General features: G+C 69.6%; 11 protein-coding genes. 6 read left to right on the forward strand and 5 right to left on the reverse strand.

Annotation, left to right across the window (positions count from 1 at the left end):
- The 3 genes from JHN63_RS35570 to JHN63_RS35580 all read left to right on the forward strand — a co-directional run.
- The coding region (locus JHN63_RS35570; RefSeq protein ID WP_200688641.1) for a glycosyltransferase 87 family protein at positions 1 to 1055 on the forward strand (1055 nt) is incomplete at its 5' end.
- Positions 1056 to 1111: 56 nt separating this feature from the next.
- The gene (gene galE / locus JHN63_RS35575; RefSeq protein ID WP_200688642.1) at positions 1112 to 2092 is read left to right on the forward strand and encodes a UDP-glucose 4-epimerase GalE; all 981 of its coding nucleotides are present in this window, start codon (positions 1112 to 1114) and stop codon (positions 2090 to 2092) included.
- Positions 2093 to 2470: 378 nt separating this feature from the next.
- Positions 2471 to 3238, forward strand: coding sequence for a dienelactone hydrolase family protein (locus tag JHN63_RS35580; protein WP_200688644.1), 768 nt, complete (start codon positions 2471 to 2473; stop codon positions 3236 to 3238).
- 279 nt (positions 3239 to 3517) lie between these two features.
- On the opposite strand, the gene JHN63_RS35585 is transcribed toward JHN63_RS35580, so the two are convergent.
- Positions 3518 to 4144: a TetR/AcrR family transcriptional regulator gene (locus JHN63_RS35585; RefSeq protein ID WP_200688646.1), complete on the reverse strand. Its 627-nt coding sequence runs from the start codon at positions 4142 to 4144 to the stop codon at positions 3518 to 3520.
- 536 nt (positions 4145 to 4680) lie between these two features.
- Here JHN63_RS35585 and JHN63_RS35590 point away from each other — a divergent pair.
- Together JHN63_RS35590 and JHN63_RS35595 are read left to right on the forward strand one after the other, a co-directional pair.
- Positions 4681 to 5598, forward strand: coding sequence for an ABC transporter permease (locus JHN63_RS35590; RefSeq protein ID WP_200688647.1), 918 nt, complete (start codon positions 4681 to 4683; stop codon positions 5596 to 5598).
- On the forward strand, positions 5591 to 6448 hold the full coding sequence (locus JHN63_RS35595) for an ABC transporter ATP-binding protein (RefSeq protein ID WP_200688648.1): 858 nt from the start codon (positions 5591 to 5593) through the stop codon (positions 6446 to 6448). The genes JHN63_RS35590 and JHN63_RS35595 overlap by 8 nt, the downstream gene beginning before the upstream one ends.
- 17 nt (positions 6449 to 6465) lie before the next feature.
- Here the strand turns inward: JHN63_RS35595 and JHN63_RS35600 are convergent, their stop codons facing one another.
- Positions 6466 to 6918, reverse strand: coding sequence for a GtrA family protein (locus tag JHN63_RS35600; RefSeq protein ID WP_200688649.1), 453 nt, complete (start codon positions 6916 to 6918; stop codon positions 6466 to 6468).
- Between the two features lie 166 nt (positions 6919 to 7084).
- Positions 7085 to 12016: an NAD-glutamate dehydrogenase gene (locus JHN63_RS35605; RefSeq protein WP_200688650.1), complete on the reverse strand. Its 4932-nt coding sequence runs from the start codon at positions 12014 to 12016 to the stop codon at positions 7085 to 7087.
- 728 nt (positions 12017 to 12744) lie between these two features.
- Here JHN63_RS35605 and JHN63_RS35610 point away from each other — a divergent pair.
- Positions 12745 to 13311, forward strand: a complete 567-nt coding sequence (locus JHN63_RS35610; RefSeq protein WP_200688651.1) for a DJ-1/PfpI family protein — start codon at positions 12745 to 12747, stop codon at positions 13309 to 13311.
- Between the two features lie 83 nt (positions 13312 to 13394).
- Here JHN63_RS35610 and JHN63_RS35615 read toward each other — a convergent pair whose 3' ends face one another.
- The gene (locus tag JHN63_RS35615; RefSeq protein ID WP_200688652.1) at positions 13395 to 14060 is read right to left on the reverse strand and encodes an HAD family hydrolase; all 666 of its coding nucleotides are present in this window, start codon (positions 14058 to 14060) and stop codon (positions 13395 to 13397) included.
- Between the two features lie 76 nt (positions 14061 to 14136).
- Entirely contained in the window at positions 14137 to 14652 is a 516-nt protein-coding gene (locus JHN63_RS35620) for a hypothetical protein (protein WP_200688653.1), read from the reverse strand.
- Between the last annotated feature and the right edge of the window lie 354 nt (positions 14653 to 15006).

Below are 15006 nucleotides of genomic sequence, written 5' to 3' on the forward strand. Positions count from 1 at the left end.
CCGGCCCGGTCCTGCTGGCGCCCGCGCTGCTGCCGGACCTGACGTACTTCCAGGCGTTCGTCGCCCTCACCCTCGCGACCGACGCGCTGATCACCGTGGTGCTGGCCCGCGCGGGCACCCGCCCCGGCCACAGCCTGCGCGGCGCCGCGTACTGGATCCTCGCCCTCCCCCTCCTCCTCCACATGCCCCTCGTCCGCTACGACGTGCAGGTCACGGCGTTCGCCGTCATCTCCCTGTTGACGTTGTCGCGCTCCACGCGTGCGTGCGGCGCGTTCGCGGCGCTGGGCGCGCTGGTGAAGGTGTGGCCGGCGCTGGTGCTGCTGGGGATGCCGAGGGGGCGGACGACGCGGTCGGTGTGGTCGTGGGCGGTGGGGACGGGAGCCTTGTCGCTCCTGTCTCTCGTGGTTTTGTTCAACAATCCTTTCGCCTTCTTGCGCCAACAGGGCGGCCGGGGCGTGCAGATCGAGTCCTTCGGCGGCACGGCGCTCGGCCTGGCGACCCATGTCGGCTGGGCGGGCGAGGTGCACTACCGGTACGGCGCGATGGAGTTCACGGGGCCGTACGTCTCCGCCGTCGCCGACGTCTCCCTCGCGCTCACGGCGGTCGCCTTCGGGCTGCTGCTCCTGTGGCGGGTCCGGGCCCGCCGCTGGACCGCGGCGACCCCCTACGACGCCGCGCTGAGCGCCGTCCTGCTGTTCACCGTGACCAGCCGGGTGATCAGCCCCCAGTACATGATCTGGCTGCTCGGGCTTGCCGCCGTCTGTCTGACCTCGCGGCACACCACACAACGCGCGGTGGCCGCGCTGATCGTGGCGGCGACGGCGGTCAGCTCGGTCGAGTTCCCCGTCCTGTACGTCGACGTCATCCACTCCACGTGGACGGGCTGCGCCCTGATGGTCGTCCGCAACGGTCTGCTGGCCGTCGCGGCCGTGCTCTCCTTCGTCCGCCTCTGGCGGTCGTCGAGGGCGCTCCCGGCGACGACGCACACGCGCGTGCGGCCCTCCGGTCCGTACGGGGAGTCCCAGCAGTTGACCGCCGCGCACTCCGGCGCCTGATTGACTGGGCCGAACACGGATCTCCTGGCATCCGATGACGGAGGGGACGGCCGCACATGACCTGGCTGATCACCGGCGGCGCCGGCTACATCGGGGCGCATGTCGTGAGGGCGATGACCGAGGCGGGCGAACAGGCGGTCGTCTACGACGACCTGTCCACCGGCATCGCCGCGCGCGTGCCCGACGGCGTACCCCTGGTGGTGGGTTCGACCCTGGACGCGGAACGGGTGGCCCGCACCCTCGCCGACCAGGACGTCACCGGAGTCGTCCATCTGGCGGCGAAGAAGCAGGTCGGCGAGTCGGTCGACCTGCCGTTGCACTACTACAGGGAGAACGTCGAGGGCCTGCGCGTCCTCCTGGAGGCGGTCACCACGGCCGGCGTCCCGTCCTTCGTCTTCTCGTCCTCGGCGGCCGTCTACGGCATGCCGGACGTGGACCTGGTGACCGAGGAGACGCCCTGCGTGCCGATGTCGCCGTACGGCGAGACGAAGCTGGCCGGTGAGTGGCTGGTCCGCGCGACGGGGCGGGCGACCGGCCTGTCCACGGCCTCCCTGCGCTACTTCAACGTGGCCGGCGCCGGCGCCCCCGAACTCGCCGACACGGGCATCTTCAACATCGTCCCCATGGTCTTCGAGAAGCTCACCGCGAACGAGCCCCCACGCATCTTCGGCGACGACTACGCCACCCCGGACGGCACCTGCGTCCGCGACTACATCCACGTCGTGGACCTGGCCGAGGCCCACGTCGCCGCCGCCCGCGCCCTCCAGGCCTCCCCCGGCCGCGCTCTCACCCTCAACATCGGCCGCGGGGAAGGCGTTTCGGTCCGCGAGATGATCGACCGCATCAACGCGATCACCGGTTACGACCGCCCTCCGACCGTCCATCCCCGCCGCCCCGGCGACCCGGCCCGCGTCGTCGCCTCCGCCGACCGCATCACCACCGAACTGGGCTGGAAAGCCAAACACGACGTCCAGGACATGATCGCGTCGGCGTGGGAGGGGTGGGTGCGGTTGCATCCGGGGGCGGCGCGGGCCTGATGGACGGTCGGTCCGGGGTGGAGCGCGCGGTGGGTGCCGCCGACGGCGACGCTCTGGGCGCGCAGACGCAGAACATGGTCGCGTCTGATTGGGAGGGGTGGGTGCGGTGACGTCCGGGGGCCAGACCGAGGCCCGCGGGATCGCCGAGCAGTCGATCCGCAAGGAGGTCGCGGCGAAGAACCGCCCGGCGGACCTCGTTGACATCACGCTGGAGAAGGTGGTGGAGGTCGGGCAGGTGATCCGACAGCGCTACCGCGGGGGCGGGGTTGGTGACGGTTCCTGTGGGCCCTCGCCGTGTTTCAGAGGGATACCCGCGCTGTTCTGCCAGTGGCAGAGCAGCGGCCCGACCGGGCTCGACGATCACTACAGTCCAGTCTCATGGCGACGATTACGACGCGTACGGTCGAGTATCCGGCCGACGGTCTGACGATGATCGGGCACCTCGCGCTCCCGGCCGGTGTCGACCGCCGGCCCGCGGTGCTGCTCGGACCAGAAGGCATGGGGCTCAGCGACGTCGAGCGCCGCCGGGCCGATGCTCTCGCCGAGCTGGGATATGTAGTGCTGGCCTTCGACCTTCACGGCGGGCACTATTTGGGCGACCCCGAGGAGATGCTGGCCCGTTGCCTGCCACTGCTCGCTGATCCCGACCGGATGCGGGGCATCGGCCATGCGGCACTCGACATGCTGCGCACCGAACCCCGGACCGACCCCGACCGGATCGCCGCCGTCGGCTATGGCACCGGGGGCGCCATCGGGCTGGAACTCGGGCGCGGCGGCGTCAACCTGCGCGCGATCGGGACAGTCAACGCGCTGACCACAGGCCGACCGGGCGAGGCGGCGCGCATTCGCTGCCCGGTGTGGGCCGGAGTCGGGTCGGAAGACCCGATCATGCCGCCCGCGCAACGGACCGCGTTCACCGCCGAGATGCAGGCCGCAGGCGTCGACTGGCGCCTCACGGTCTACGGCGGAGCCTTGCACGCCTTCCACCACCCACCGGTCGACCACCCCGTGGTCCCCGGCGTCGGCTACCACCCACGGCACGCGCAGCGAGCCTGGCGCGACGTCGTCGACCTGCTCGCCGAGTGCCTGCCCGTGACGGAGGACCTGGGGCATGACCCAAGTAGGCATGCTGGCCCCGGACGTTGACAGTCCGCTTCCCTCAAGTCCGCACAGCAGAAACGCATTCGGGCGGTTACTCGATCATGGAGACGTATTCACAACTACCGCAGTGAATAACGGATTTACCGCGACAGAGCCCCTACGTCGATCACCACGACCTGCGGCGGACCAATCCGGCCGCCGGGGTGAGGCGTACGCATTTACTGCGGCAGCGCCGGAAGCGCGGGACGGCGTGACGATCGACCCGGTGACCGAACTCGGCGGGGACGCGGGCCGCCAGCGCCGTCACACGGGCCCGGCGGAGCCCTACAGCGCCTTGAGTCCCTCGGTCGTCGCCTTGGCCAGCGCCCCCAGGTAGCCCTTCGGCAGCTTCGGGCTGCGGATCACCACGGCGCGCCAGTACAGAGGGCCGGAGATCAGGTCCAGGGCCAGGTCGTCGTCCATGCCGGGGCGGATCTCGCCGCGCCGTTCCGCCGCCGCCAGGATCTTGCTGGCCACGCCCTCCTGGCCCTCCCGCAGCGCCTTCTGCATGGCGTCGGCGATCTCGGGATTGCGGGCCGCCTCGGCCTGGAGGTCCGGGATGATCTGCGAGGCGACGGGGTGACGCAGTGCCCGTGACGTCACCTCGTACAGCATCCGCAGGTCACCCTCCAGCGAACCGGTGTCCGGCGTCGGCAGCCCCATCACCGCGATCGCCGACACCACGTCGAGCACCAGGTGCAGCTTCGAACGCCAGCGGCGGTACACCGCCGTCTTGCCCACTCCCGCCCGACGCGCGATCCCCTCGATCGACATCCGGGCATATCCGACCGCCGCCAACTCCTCGAAGACCGCCGCCCGAATGGCTTCGGTCACATCCTCGCGGAGTACGGCCGCCCCCGCGGGGGTGCGGCGGCGCTGACGTGTCTGGGGCTCGTCGGCGTTCGTCGTCATAGCCCAAGCATAGGGGCGTTGCGACGAAACGGTTGCGTTCCGACGCGGGTTGCGTCGCGACGAAACGGGTCCGTCGTAACGCGGACGATACGGGGGCGGGGGGCGAGCCGTGCACGAGCCTGTCGGCACCAGCAGGCGAGGCGGCGCAGAGGTGCACGTCGGGACGTCGGGACGCAACCGACCCGTCGCCGCGACGGCACCGGACCGTCACCACGACGCACCCGTAGCGTCCCACCGACGCGACCGGCCCGACACGACACGACCGACCCCCACGACACCCCGCACGACACGCCCCAGCCGCTCCCCCGAGCGTATCGACGCAACAGCCCCGTCCCGCCCCAAAACCTAACGGCCTCATCACATCCGTCGCGACGAAACGGTTGCGTTCCGACGCTGAATCGGCCTACGCTCACGTTGCGACGATACGGTCCCGTCCCGACGTAAGAGAACGTAAAGAAAAGCGTAAGAAAACGCCGGCCGACGGGACACGGCAGCCGGACGCACGCACCCCCTCCCCCCGAGCGAAAGCAGCGGATGTGAGCCAGGTCCTCCACACACCGCCCCATTCGCCGGCCCCGGCCGACGAAGAAGACCTCGCGGCGCTCGCCGCACGCCACGGCCTCACGGTCAGTGGCGCCCGCCCCTCCCTGCCCGCGTACGTCGGGCAACTGTGGGAGCGACGCCACTTCATCACCGCGTTCGCCACCGCCAAGCTGACCGCGCAGTACAGCCAGGCGAAGCTGGGCCAGGTCTGGCAGGTGTTGACGCCGCTGTTGAACGCGGCGGTGTACTACTTCATCTTCGGTGTGCTGCTGGGCACCAAGCGCGGTGTCCCGGACTACATCCCGTTCCTGGTGACGGGCGTGTTCATCTGGACGTTCACCCAGAGCTCCATCATGGCGGGCACCCGCGCGATCTCCGGCAACCTCGGCCTGGTGCGGGCGCTGCACTTCCCGCGGGCCGCGCTGCCGATCTCGTTCGCGCTGCAGCAGCTCCAGCAGCTGCTGTTCTCGATGGCCGCGCTCTTCGTCATCCTGATCTGCTTCGGCGTGCCGATCAGCGTCTCCTGGCTGCTCGTGATCCCCGCACTGTTCCTGCAGTTCACGTTCAACGCGGGCGTCTCGATGATCATGGCGAGGATGGGCGCGAAGACCCCGGACATCGCCCAGTTGATGCCGTTCATCCTGCGCACCTGGATGTACCTGTCCGGTGTCATGTGGAGCATCGACAAGCTGACCAAGAAGGACCACCTCCCGCACCTGGTGACGGTCGCCCTGGAGACCAACCCCGCGGCCGTCTACATCGACCTCATGCGCTATGCGCTGATCGACAGCTTCCACTCCAGCCAGCTCCCCCCGCACGTGTGGCCGGCCGCGATCGCCTGGGCGCTGATCGCCGGAGTCGGCGGCTTCATCTACTTCTGGAAGGCTGAGGAGACGTACGGCCGTGGCTGAGCAGACCATCGAGTACCACACCGAGCGGACCCCCGTGGCCGCGGACAGCACGATCCCCACCGTCGTCTGCGACGGCGTCGACATCATCTACCGGGTCAACGGAACCGGCGCCGGACGCGGCTCCGCGACCGCCGCCCTCAACCGCATGATGCGCCGCGAGAAGGCCGAGAAGGCGGCGGGCGTACGCAAGGTGCACGCGGTCAAGAAGGTGTCCTTCGTCGCCTACAAGGGCGAGGCGATCGGCCTGATCGGCACCAACGGTTCCGGCAAGTCGACCCTCCTCAAGGCGGTCGCCGGCCTGCTCCCGGTCGAGAACGGCCGTATCTACACGCACGGCCAGCCCTCCCTCCTCGGCGTCAACGCGGCCCTGATGGGCGACCTGACCGGCGAGCGCAACGTCTACCTCGGCGGCCTGGCCATGGGCATGTCCCGGGAGCAGGTCAGGGAGCGCTACCAGGGCATCGTCGACTTCTCCGGCATCAACGAGAAGGGCGACTTCATCACCCTCCCCATGCGGACGTACTCCTCCGGCATGGGTGCCCGGCTGCGCTTCTCCATCGCCGCCGCCAAGGACCACGACGTTCTCCTGATCGACGAGGCGCTGGCGACGGGCGACCGGTCGTTCCAGCGGCGTTCGGAGGAGCGGATCCGCGAGCTGCGGCAGCACGCGGGCACGGTCTTCCTGGTCAGCCACAACAACAAGTCGATCCGCGACACCTGCGACCGCGTGCTGTGGCTGGAGCGCGGCGAGCTGCGGATGGACGGGCCGACGGAAGACGTCCTGGAGGCGTACGAGGCCTTCACGGGCGGCGCCGACAAGCCCAAGGCCCCGGCGGACAAGGTCGCCTAGCGGACCCTCCCGAGCCTCTACAGCTCCTCGTCCTGGAAGACCCAGGTGCGGTAGACCAGGAAGCGGAACGCGGACGCGAGCACGATCGACAGGGCCTTCACGGCATTCGCCTCGAGCGGACCGTGGAGGCCCAGCCCGTGGTAGCCGACGTAGAAGAGGCCGCTCTCCATGAGGACGCCGATGCCGCTGAAGACGAAGAACAGGGCGATACGGCGGGCGCCGGGGGCGTCGCGGTCGCGGTAGGTGTAGTAGCGGAAGCCGAGGTAGTTGGCGCCCATCGCGACGCAGCTGGCCAGGACGGTCGCGAGCATCGCGGGCCACCGCAGGCCGTGCAGCAGGGCGTTGAAGACCGCGAAGTTGACGAGGACGCCGCTGCCGCCGACGATCCCGAATTTCACGACTTCCAGGACGACCTTGCGCACCGGTCGGACAGGGGCGGTCACGCGTTCCTCGGTGAGGTTCAGAGTCACCTCACCAGGCTTAGCGGGGCTAAGTAAGCGCTCCCCCTGATTACCCCTAAGGCACTCCGTGAAAGGGCGCCCCGAGCCAACGCGGCCCGGGGCGCCCTCGTCGTCGTAGCGACTACTGCTGACAGGCGACTTCTAAAGAAGGGACGTAGCAACTACGACCCAGGGACTACGAGTGCGTGCGCAGCAGCGTCCTCATGGTCCGCATCGCCACCGACAGGTTGGCGAGGTCGAACGTCTCCGAGCCCTGGATCTCGTCCAGGGTCGTGCGCGCCCGGCCCAGGAGCGCCGTGTTCTTCTCCTGCCAGGTCACGAAGCGCTGCTCGGGGGTCGAACTGCCGTTGCCCGCCGCGAGGATGTCAGCTGTCAGGGCCGCGTGCGCCGCGTACAGGTCCTCGCGGATGGAGGCGCGGGCCATGGACTGCCAGCGGTCCGCGCGGGGCAACTCAATGATGCGGTCCATGAGTTGGGTGATGTGCAGACGGTCGGCGAGGTCGTAGTAGACCTCGGCGACGTCCATCGGGTCCTTGCCCGTGCGGTCGGCCACCGAGACGATGTCGAGCGCCGGGAAGGCGGACGAGAAACCGGCCACACGGGTGGCGAGTTCGGCGGGGACGCCGGCGCCGGTCAGCTCGTCGTAGATCTGCTGGTACCACTCCAGGTCCGCGCCGCGCAGCAACTTCGGCAGCTGGGACCAGACCTGCTCGACGCGTTCGCCGAAGAACTCGACGGTCTCGGCGAGTTGGAGCGGCTGCGGCCGGTTGTTGAGCAGCCAGCGGGTGCCGCGCTCGCACAGGCGGCGCGAGTGCAGGCGGATGCGGGTCTGGACGGGTGCCTCGACGGTGTTGTCGAGGGCCTCCACGCCGTCCCACACCTCGGCGGCGTCGAAGATCGCGCGGGCCGCGGTCTGCGCCCGGACGATCTCCTCCAGGGAGGCGCCGGTCTCCTCGCGGAGGCGGTGCAGGAAGCTCGTACCGCCCGTGTTGACCGTGTCGTTGACGAGGACCGTGGTGACGATCTCGCGGTGCAGCGCGTGGGTGTCGATCTGCTCGGCGAACTTCTCGCGCAGCGCGGTCGGGAAGTAGGCGTGCAGCAGGGTGCGCAGGTAGGGGTCGTCGGGGAGCGTGGTGTGCAGCAGCTCGTCGGCGACCGTGATCTTCGTGTACGCCAGCAGGACGGCCGTCTCGGGACTGGTCAACCCCTGTCCCTGGGCGAGGCGTTCGCGGATCTGGCGGTCGGTGGGCAGGAACTCCAGCGCGCGGTCGAGGTGGCCCTCGCGGACCAGGGTGCGCATGAAGCGCTGCTGGGCGTGGAGCATGTCCTTGGACTGGGCGAGCGCGTTGGCGATCGCGGTGTTCTGCGCGTAGTTGTTGCGCAGGACGAGCGCGCCGACCTCGTCGGTCATCTCGGCGAGGATCTTGTTGCGCTGCTTGACGGTCATGTCGCCGTCGGTGACCAGGCCGTTGAGCAGGATCTTGATGTTCACCTCGTGGTCGGAGGTGTCCACGCCCGCGCTGTTGTCGATCGCGTCCGTGTTGATCTTGCCGCCCTGCTGGGCGAACTCGATCCGGCCGAGCTGGGTCAGGCCCAGGTTGCCGCCCTCGCCGACGACCTTGACGCGCAGGTCGGCGCCGTCGACCCGGATGGCGTCGTTGGCCTTGTCGCCGACGTCCGCGTGGGACTCCGTGCTGGCCTTGACGTACGTCCCGATGCCGCCGTTCCACAGCAGGTCGACCCGCGACTTGAGGATCGCCTTCATCAGGTCGGCCGGGGTCATCTTGGCGACCTTGTCCTCGATGCCGAGGGCCTCGCGGACGTGGGCGTTGACCGGGATCGCCTTGGCCGTACGGGGGAAGACACCGCCGCCGGCCGACAGCAGGTTGGTGTCGTAGTCGGCCCAACTGGAGCGCGGCAGCTCGAACATGCGGCGCCGCTCGGCGTACGAGACGGCCGCGTCCGGGGTGGGGTCCAGGAAGATGTGCCGGTGGTCGAAGGCGGCGACCAGGCGGATGTGCTCGCTGAGCAGCATGCCGTTGCCGAACACGTCACCGGACATGTCGCCGACACCGACGACCGTGAAGTCCTCGCTCTGCGTGTCGACGCCCAGCTCCCGGAAGTGCCGCTTGACGGACTCCCAGGCACCGCGCGCGGTGATGCCCATCTTCTTGTGGTCGTAGCCCGCGCTGCCGCCGGAGGCGAACGCGTCACCGAGCCAGAAGTTGTAGCTCTCGGCCACTCCGTTGGCGATGTCCGAGAAGGTCGCGGTGCCCTTGTCGGCGGCGACCACCAGGTAGGTGTCGTCCTCGTCGTGCCGGACGACGTCCGCCGGGGGGACGACCTCGCCGGCCACCAGGTTGTCGGTGATGTCGAGCAGGGCCGAGATGAACATCTTGTAGCTGGCGATGCCCTCGGCGAGCCACGCGTCCCGGTCCACGCTCGGGTCGGGCAGCTGCTTGGCGACGAAGCCGCCCTTGGCGCCGACCGGCACGATGACGGTGTTCTTCACCATCTGCGCCTTGACCAGGCCGAGGATCTCGGTACGGAAGTCCTCGCGCCGGTCCGACCAGCGCAGCCCGCCGCGCGCGACCTTGCCGAAGCGCAGGTGCACACCCTCGACGCGCGGGGAGTACACCCAGATCTCGTACGCCGGCCGCGGCGCGGGCAGGTCCGGGATGGCCTGCGGGTCGAACTTCATCGAGACGTACGCGTGCGCGTGCCCGCCGCGTGCCTCCTGGAAGAAGTTGGTGCGCAGGGTCGCCTTGATGACGGTCAGGAAGGACCGCAGGATGCGGTCCTCGTCGAGGCTCGCCACCTGGTCGAGGGCCGCGTCGACCTCTTCGAGGAGGGCGTCCACGATCTCGTGCCCGGCGCGCTGTCGGTCCGGCGACATCCGCGCCTCGAACAGGGAGACGAGCAGCCGGGTGGTGTGGACGTTGTTGCGGAGGGTGTCCTCCATGTAGTCCTGGCTGAAGGTCGAACCGGCCTGCCGCAGGTACTTGGCGTACGCCCGCAGCACCATCGCCTGCCGCCAGTCGATCCCGGCGCTCAGCACCAGCGAGTTGAACCCGTCGTTCTCCGCCTGCCCGGTCCAGGTCGCGGCGAACGCCTCCTGGAACCGCTCACGCCCGTCGTCGCCGAGGTGGTCCCCGTTGCCGTTCTGCGACTTGGGCATCCGCAGCCCGAAGTCGTAGATCCACGCCGTCGTCCGGTCCGAGCAGCGCAGTTCGTACGGCCGCTCGTCGACGACCTCGACGCCGAGGCGGCTGAGGACCGGCAGCACGGCGGAGAGGGAGACCGGGGCGCCCTTGCGGTAGATCTTGAAGCGGCGCTCGTCGGGGGCGGCGCCCACCGGCTCGTAGAGGCTGAGCTCGAAGGCCTCCTCCTCCGTGAGCCGCTCGAGGTGGACCAGGTCGGCCACGGCGGCGCGCGGGGAGTGGTCCGCCTTGTAGCCCTCGGGGAAGGCGTTGCCATAGCGGCGCACGAGTTCGGCCGCGCGCTCCTCGCCGCACTCGGCGTTCAGCGCGTCGCCGAAACCGTCGGCCCAGGAGCGGGCGGCCTCGACCAGGCGGGCCTCGATGCGGTCCTTGTCGGCGTCGGACAGCTCGGGCAGCTCGGTGCCCTGCGGGACGCGGACCACGAAGTGCAGCCGGGAGAGGATCGACTCGGTGTTCCAGGCCGTGAAGTCGACGCTGAGGCCGTCGAGTTCTTCTTTGAGGATGTCGATGATACGGAGGCGTACCCCCGTGGTGTAGCGGTCGCGCGGGAGGTAGACGAGGGCCGAGTAGTAGCGGCCGTACTCGTCCTGGCGCAGGTACAGGCGCAGCCGCCGGCGTTCCTGGAGGTAGAGCACGGACGTGACGATGGAGCGGAGTTCGTCGACCGGGGTCTGGAACAGCTCGTCGCGCGGGTACGTCTCCAGGATCTGCAGCAGGTCGCGCCCGTCATGGCTGTTGGGCGAGAAGCCGGCGCCCTCCAGCACCTCGTCGACCGTGCGCCGGATCACCGGGACCCGGCGGACGGACTCGGTGTAGGCGGCGGAGGAGAACAGGCCCAGGAAGCGGCGCTCGCCGACGACCTCGCCGTTCTCGTCGAACTTCTTCACGCCCACGTAGTCGAGATACGACGGACGGTGCACCGTGGAGCGGCTGTTGGCCTTCGTGAGGACGAGGAGCTTGTGCTCGCGGGCCTTGGCCCGGGCGTCGGCCGGGAGCCGCTCGAAGGACGGGCTCACCGGGTGGCTGTCCTCGCCGGCGTGCTGCGGGTCGGCGCGCAGGATGCCGAGGCCGGTGCCGGGGACGGCGGCGAGGGAGTCGTCCTCGCGGAGCTGGTACTCGCGGTAGCCGAGGAAGGTGAAGTGGTCGGCGGCCAGCCAGCGCAGCAGCTGGCGGGCCTCCTCGACCTCGCTGGAGGGCAGGTCGGAGGCAGTCGGCTCGGTGGGCAGCTCGTCGGCCATCCGCAGGGCCGAGTCCCGCATCTTCTCCCAGTCCTCGACGGCCTCGCGGACGTCGGACAGGACGCGCAGCAGATCGGCGGTGATCTGCTTCAGGTCGGCGCGGTCGGTCTCGCGGTCGATCTGGACGTGGATCCAGGACTCGGTGTGCGCGTCGTGCGGCAGCTCGCCGGCGGGCGGGGTGGTGAGCACCTCGATGAGCTTGCCGGTGAGGTCGCGGCGGACCACGATCTGCGGGTGGATGACGACGTGGATGCCACGGCTCTGGCGGGTCAGTTCGTTGGTCACCGAGTCGACGAGGAAGGGCATGTCGTCGGTGACGACCTCGACGACGGTGTGGCTGCACGTCCAGCCGTTCTCCTCGACCGTCGGGGTGTGCACCCGTACGTTCGCCGTGCCCTGGGGTCGGGTCTCGGCCAGCCGGTAGTGGGAGAAGGCGGCACCGAAGACGTCGACCGGGTCGCGGTCCGCGAGGTCCTCCGGGGCGGTGTGCAGGTAGTAGCGCTGGAGGAACGCGAGCACGGTCTCCTGGTCCGGAGTGCTCTCGTCCGTCGACCCGGTCGGTAGGTGCCCCCCGACCGGGCTGTTCTCAGCTACCCGAGCAGCCCTCTCGAGCAACTCGGCCTTTGCTTCGTCCAGCTTGGTCTGCATTGTCCTCTGGCTCCTGTCGCGCGCCGTTGCGTGACGTAGAAGGAAGTTCGGTGTCTTCCCCTGCGGCTCGACGCCACGGCCCGGGGTGTCCGGTCTGCTCAGACGCTATGCCGCAAGGTGAGATGAGCGGTGGGTTATCAGCCATTTTCGGCACGCCCGAAGGGTGTGACGCTGCTCTCTGTCGCGTCGGTACCCGGGGTATGCACGGCGTCCTGGGAGCCCTTGGAGCTCCGTCCCGCCCGCGTGGGCCTGCCGGGCAGACCCTGGGACCAGCGACCGCCGCCCGGTCACGGATGTCGTCCGTGGTCGCCGGGCGCGGAGCAGGGGCGACGATGCCCCCGCGAAATATCGCGCTGATCACGCCACAAGGCTATCTCTCCTCACCGGGGGCTCGTCACGAGCCGGATGTGTACAAACCGAGGGTCGAACTTTGACGTTATGCACAGGGGCGCAGAGCGTGAAATCGTCGTATTCACGGGCAGTCGGGACGGTGGTGGCGGTGTCGACGGTGACGGCTGTGGCGGTGTCCGGGCCGCGAGGCCCCTTGGCAAGCGCCCCGGCACGAGGCACGTTGCCCTTGACGCCTTGGGCGCTTGCCCCCGCGGGCTCATGAGCGGGTGAGCGGGTGAGCTGGTGAGCTGGTGAGCTGGTGAGCTGGTGAGCTGGTGAGCCCACGGTGCCCGACGCAGGCTCGGACGTATGCCACGGCAACAGAGGAGCGCACCGACATGACAGCGAAGATCCTCATCGTCACCGGCGACGCAGCGGAGTCGCTGGAAGTCCTCTACCCCTACCAGCGCCTGCGCGAGGAGGGCTACGAGGTCCACATCGCGGCTCCCGAGCGCAAGCAACTCCGGTTCGTCGTCCATGACTTCGAACCCGGCTTCGACACCTACACCGAGAAGCCCGGCTACACCTGGCCCGCCGATCTCGCCTTCTCCGAGGTCGATCCCGGCCAGTACGCGGCCCTCGTCATCCCCGGCGGGCGGGCCCCCGAGTACCTCCGCAACGATCCCGAACTCCGCAAGATCCTCAAGTCCTTCTTCGACACGGACAAGCCCGTGGCCCAGATCTGCCACGGCCCCCTGCTCACCGCCGCGATCGACGGCCTGCGCGGCCGGCGGGTCACGGCCTACCCGGCGCTCGAACTCGACATGCAGTCCGCCGGCGCGACCTTCCAGGACGCCGAGACGGTGGTCGACGGCACGCTGGTCTCCGCCCGCGCTTGGCCTGATCACCCCGGCTGGATGCGGGAGTTCCTCACGGTGCTGCGGGCGAAGGCGCCGGTGACGTGACGGTGGCGTGATCTACGGGCGCGGTGTCCGCTCGGGCACCGTGCCCTGTCACACCGACCGGCAGGTCACACGCAGGCTCACGCTCACGCCGCCAGCCGCTCCGCCTCCGCGACGGCTTCCGCCAGCGAGTCCACCACGGGCACCCCCACGCCCTCCAGGCTGGCCCGGCTGTGCGAACCACCGGTGTAGAGCACGGCCCGCGCGCCCACGTGCAGGGCGGCCACCGCGTCGTCGGCCGCGTCCCCGATCACCACGGTGCGCGCGGGGTCCACTCCGGCCAGCGCCCCGAGGTGCCGCACCATGTGCTCGGCCTTGCTGCCGCCGGAGGGCCCGGTGCGCCCGTCGACCCGTATGAAGTGCGGCTCTATCCCGAACTCCCTGACCAACGGCACGAGTTCGTCATGGCCGTACATGCTGAGGATCGACTGGCTGCGACCCGCGGTCCGCCACCCCGCGAGCAGCTCCGCCGCGCCTTCGGTCAACCCGCAGGTGACCCGGTGCTCGGCGTAGTACCGATGGAAGACGTCATCCATGGCCTCCCACTCGGCGTCGGTGGGCAGCCGCCCCAGCAGCCGCTCGTAGAACTTCGGCACCGGCACGCAGTACAGCGCCCGGTACTCCTCCACTGTGATCGCCTTGAGCCCCAGCTCGGCGAACGCCGCGTTCGTCGCCCCGACGACCGCGTCGTTGTCGTGGAACAGCGTGCCGTTCCAGTCCCAGACGATGTGCGCGCTTCCTTGCATCCCCATGCCAAAAAAGGTACCCGCCGTCACTGACAATCAAGAGAATCGCAGGTCAGCGGGCATATTCCGACATCGGGCAGACTCAGTCGGCCAGCCCGACGAGGTTCGGGATCTCCTGCGTCGCGTACCAGAGCAGCTCGTGGTCCTCTGCCCCGTCGACGACGAACTGCGCGTCGTCGTCCCCGCGCTCGGCCGCCGCGAGCGCGTCGGCGGCGGCGCTCACATCGCCCTCCGCGTCACCGAGATCCACGTGCACGGCCGCCGCCTTGGCCAGCGACACCGTTCCGCCGACCCGCACCTCGCCGAGCGCCGCCGGGTCCAGTCCGCGGTCGGGGTCGGCGTGCGCGCTGCCGTCGGGTACGTCGACGGCGACCACGACCCTGCGCCGCGGCGCCTCGGGGTCGGCCGCCAGCAGCCGCAGCGAGGCCAGCGCGGCCCGGTTGAGGGCCGCGTACTCCAACTCCTCGATGTCGTCGGAGAGGTACCACTCGCGCAGCGCGGGCGTCACGGCGTACGCGACGAAGGGTCCCGTCCCCAGCTCACCCGTCTTGTACGCCTCGGCGAGACCGGAGAGGGTCAGGGGGACGTAGACGCGCATGGCTGACCGCTTTCGTAGTCGGAGAGTGCCTCGGGGAGGACGGGTGCCGTGCCTCCGGGAGGGCCTTCAGGATACGTGCGCGGGTCCCCTATCGAGTCCCCACCCGCACCCCTGAAAGCGTCCACCCCACGCCGGAAATTCACCCTGGGCACCCTTGCGGTGACGGGCTCGAGGGTCCATAAATCACCCGGATAAGTGAACAATCCGGCCCCTCCGACCCGCCCCGTCACGTCCTTGCCACCCCTGCCCATGGCCCCGTACAAGATCCCCAACCAGCAAGTTACTTCCCGGTACATCCCGGGCCGACCCAACGGGGACCCCATGCACAAGGTCATGACCAGGACCGCCCAGCAC

Origin of the sequence: Streptomyces sp. MBT65, assembly GCF_016612545.1 — a bacterium.
In the GTDB taxonomy this organism is placed as follows: Bacteria; Actinomycetota; Actinomycetes; order Streptomycetales; family Streptomycetaceae; genus Streptomyces.

Excerpts from the sequence above, each read along its gene's own strand:
- galE (WP_200688642.1), top strand. The coding sequence starts at position 1,112 with ATGACCTGGCTGATCACCGGCGGCGCCGGCTACATCGGGGCGCATGTC.
- JHN63_RS35580 (WP_200688644.1), top strand. The coding sequence starts at position 2,471 with ATGGCGACGATTACGACGCGTACGGTCGAGTATCCGGCCGACGGTCTG.
- JHN63_RS35585 (WP_200688646.1), bottom strand. The coding sequence starts at position 4,144 with ATGACGACGAACGCCGACGAGCCCCAGACACGTCAGCGCCGCCGCACC.
- JHN63_RS35605 (WP_200688650.1), bottom strand. The coding sequence starts at position 12,016 with ATGCAGACCAAGCTGGACGAAGCAAAGGCCGAGTTGCTCGAGAGGGCT.
- JHN63_RS35610 (WP_200688651.1), top strand. The coding sequence starts at position 12,745 with ATGACAGCGAAGATCCTCATCGTCACCGGCGACGCAGCGGAGTCGCTG.
- JHN63_RS35615 (WP_200688652.1), bottom strand. The coding sequence starts at position 14,060 with ATGGGGATGCAAGGAAGCGCGCACATCGTCTGGGACTGGAACGGCACG.
- JHN63_RS35620 (WP_200688653.1), bottom strand. The coding sequence starts at position 14,652 with ATGCGCGTCTACGTCCCCCTGACCCTCTCCGGTCTCGCCGAGGCGTAC.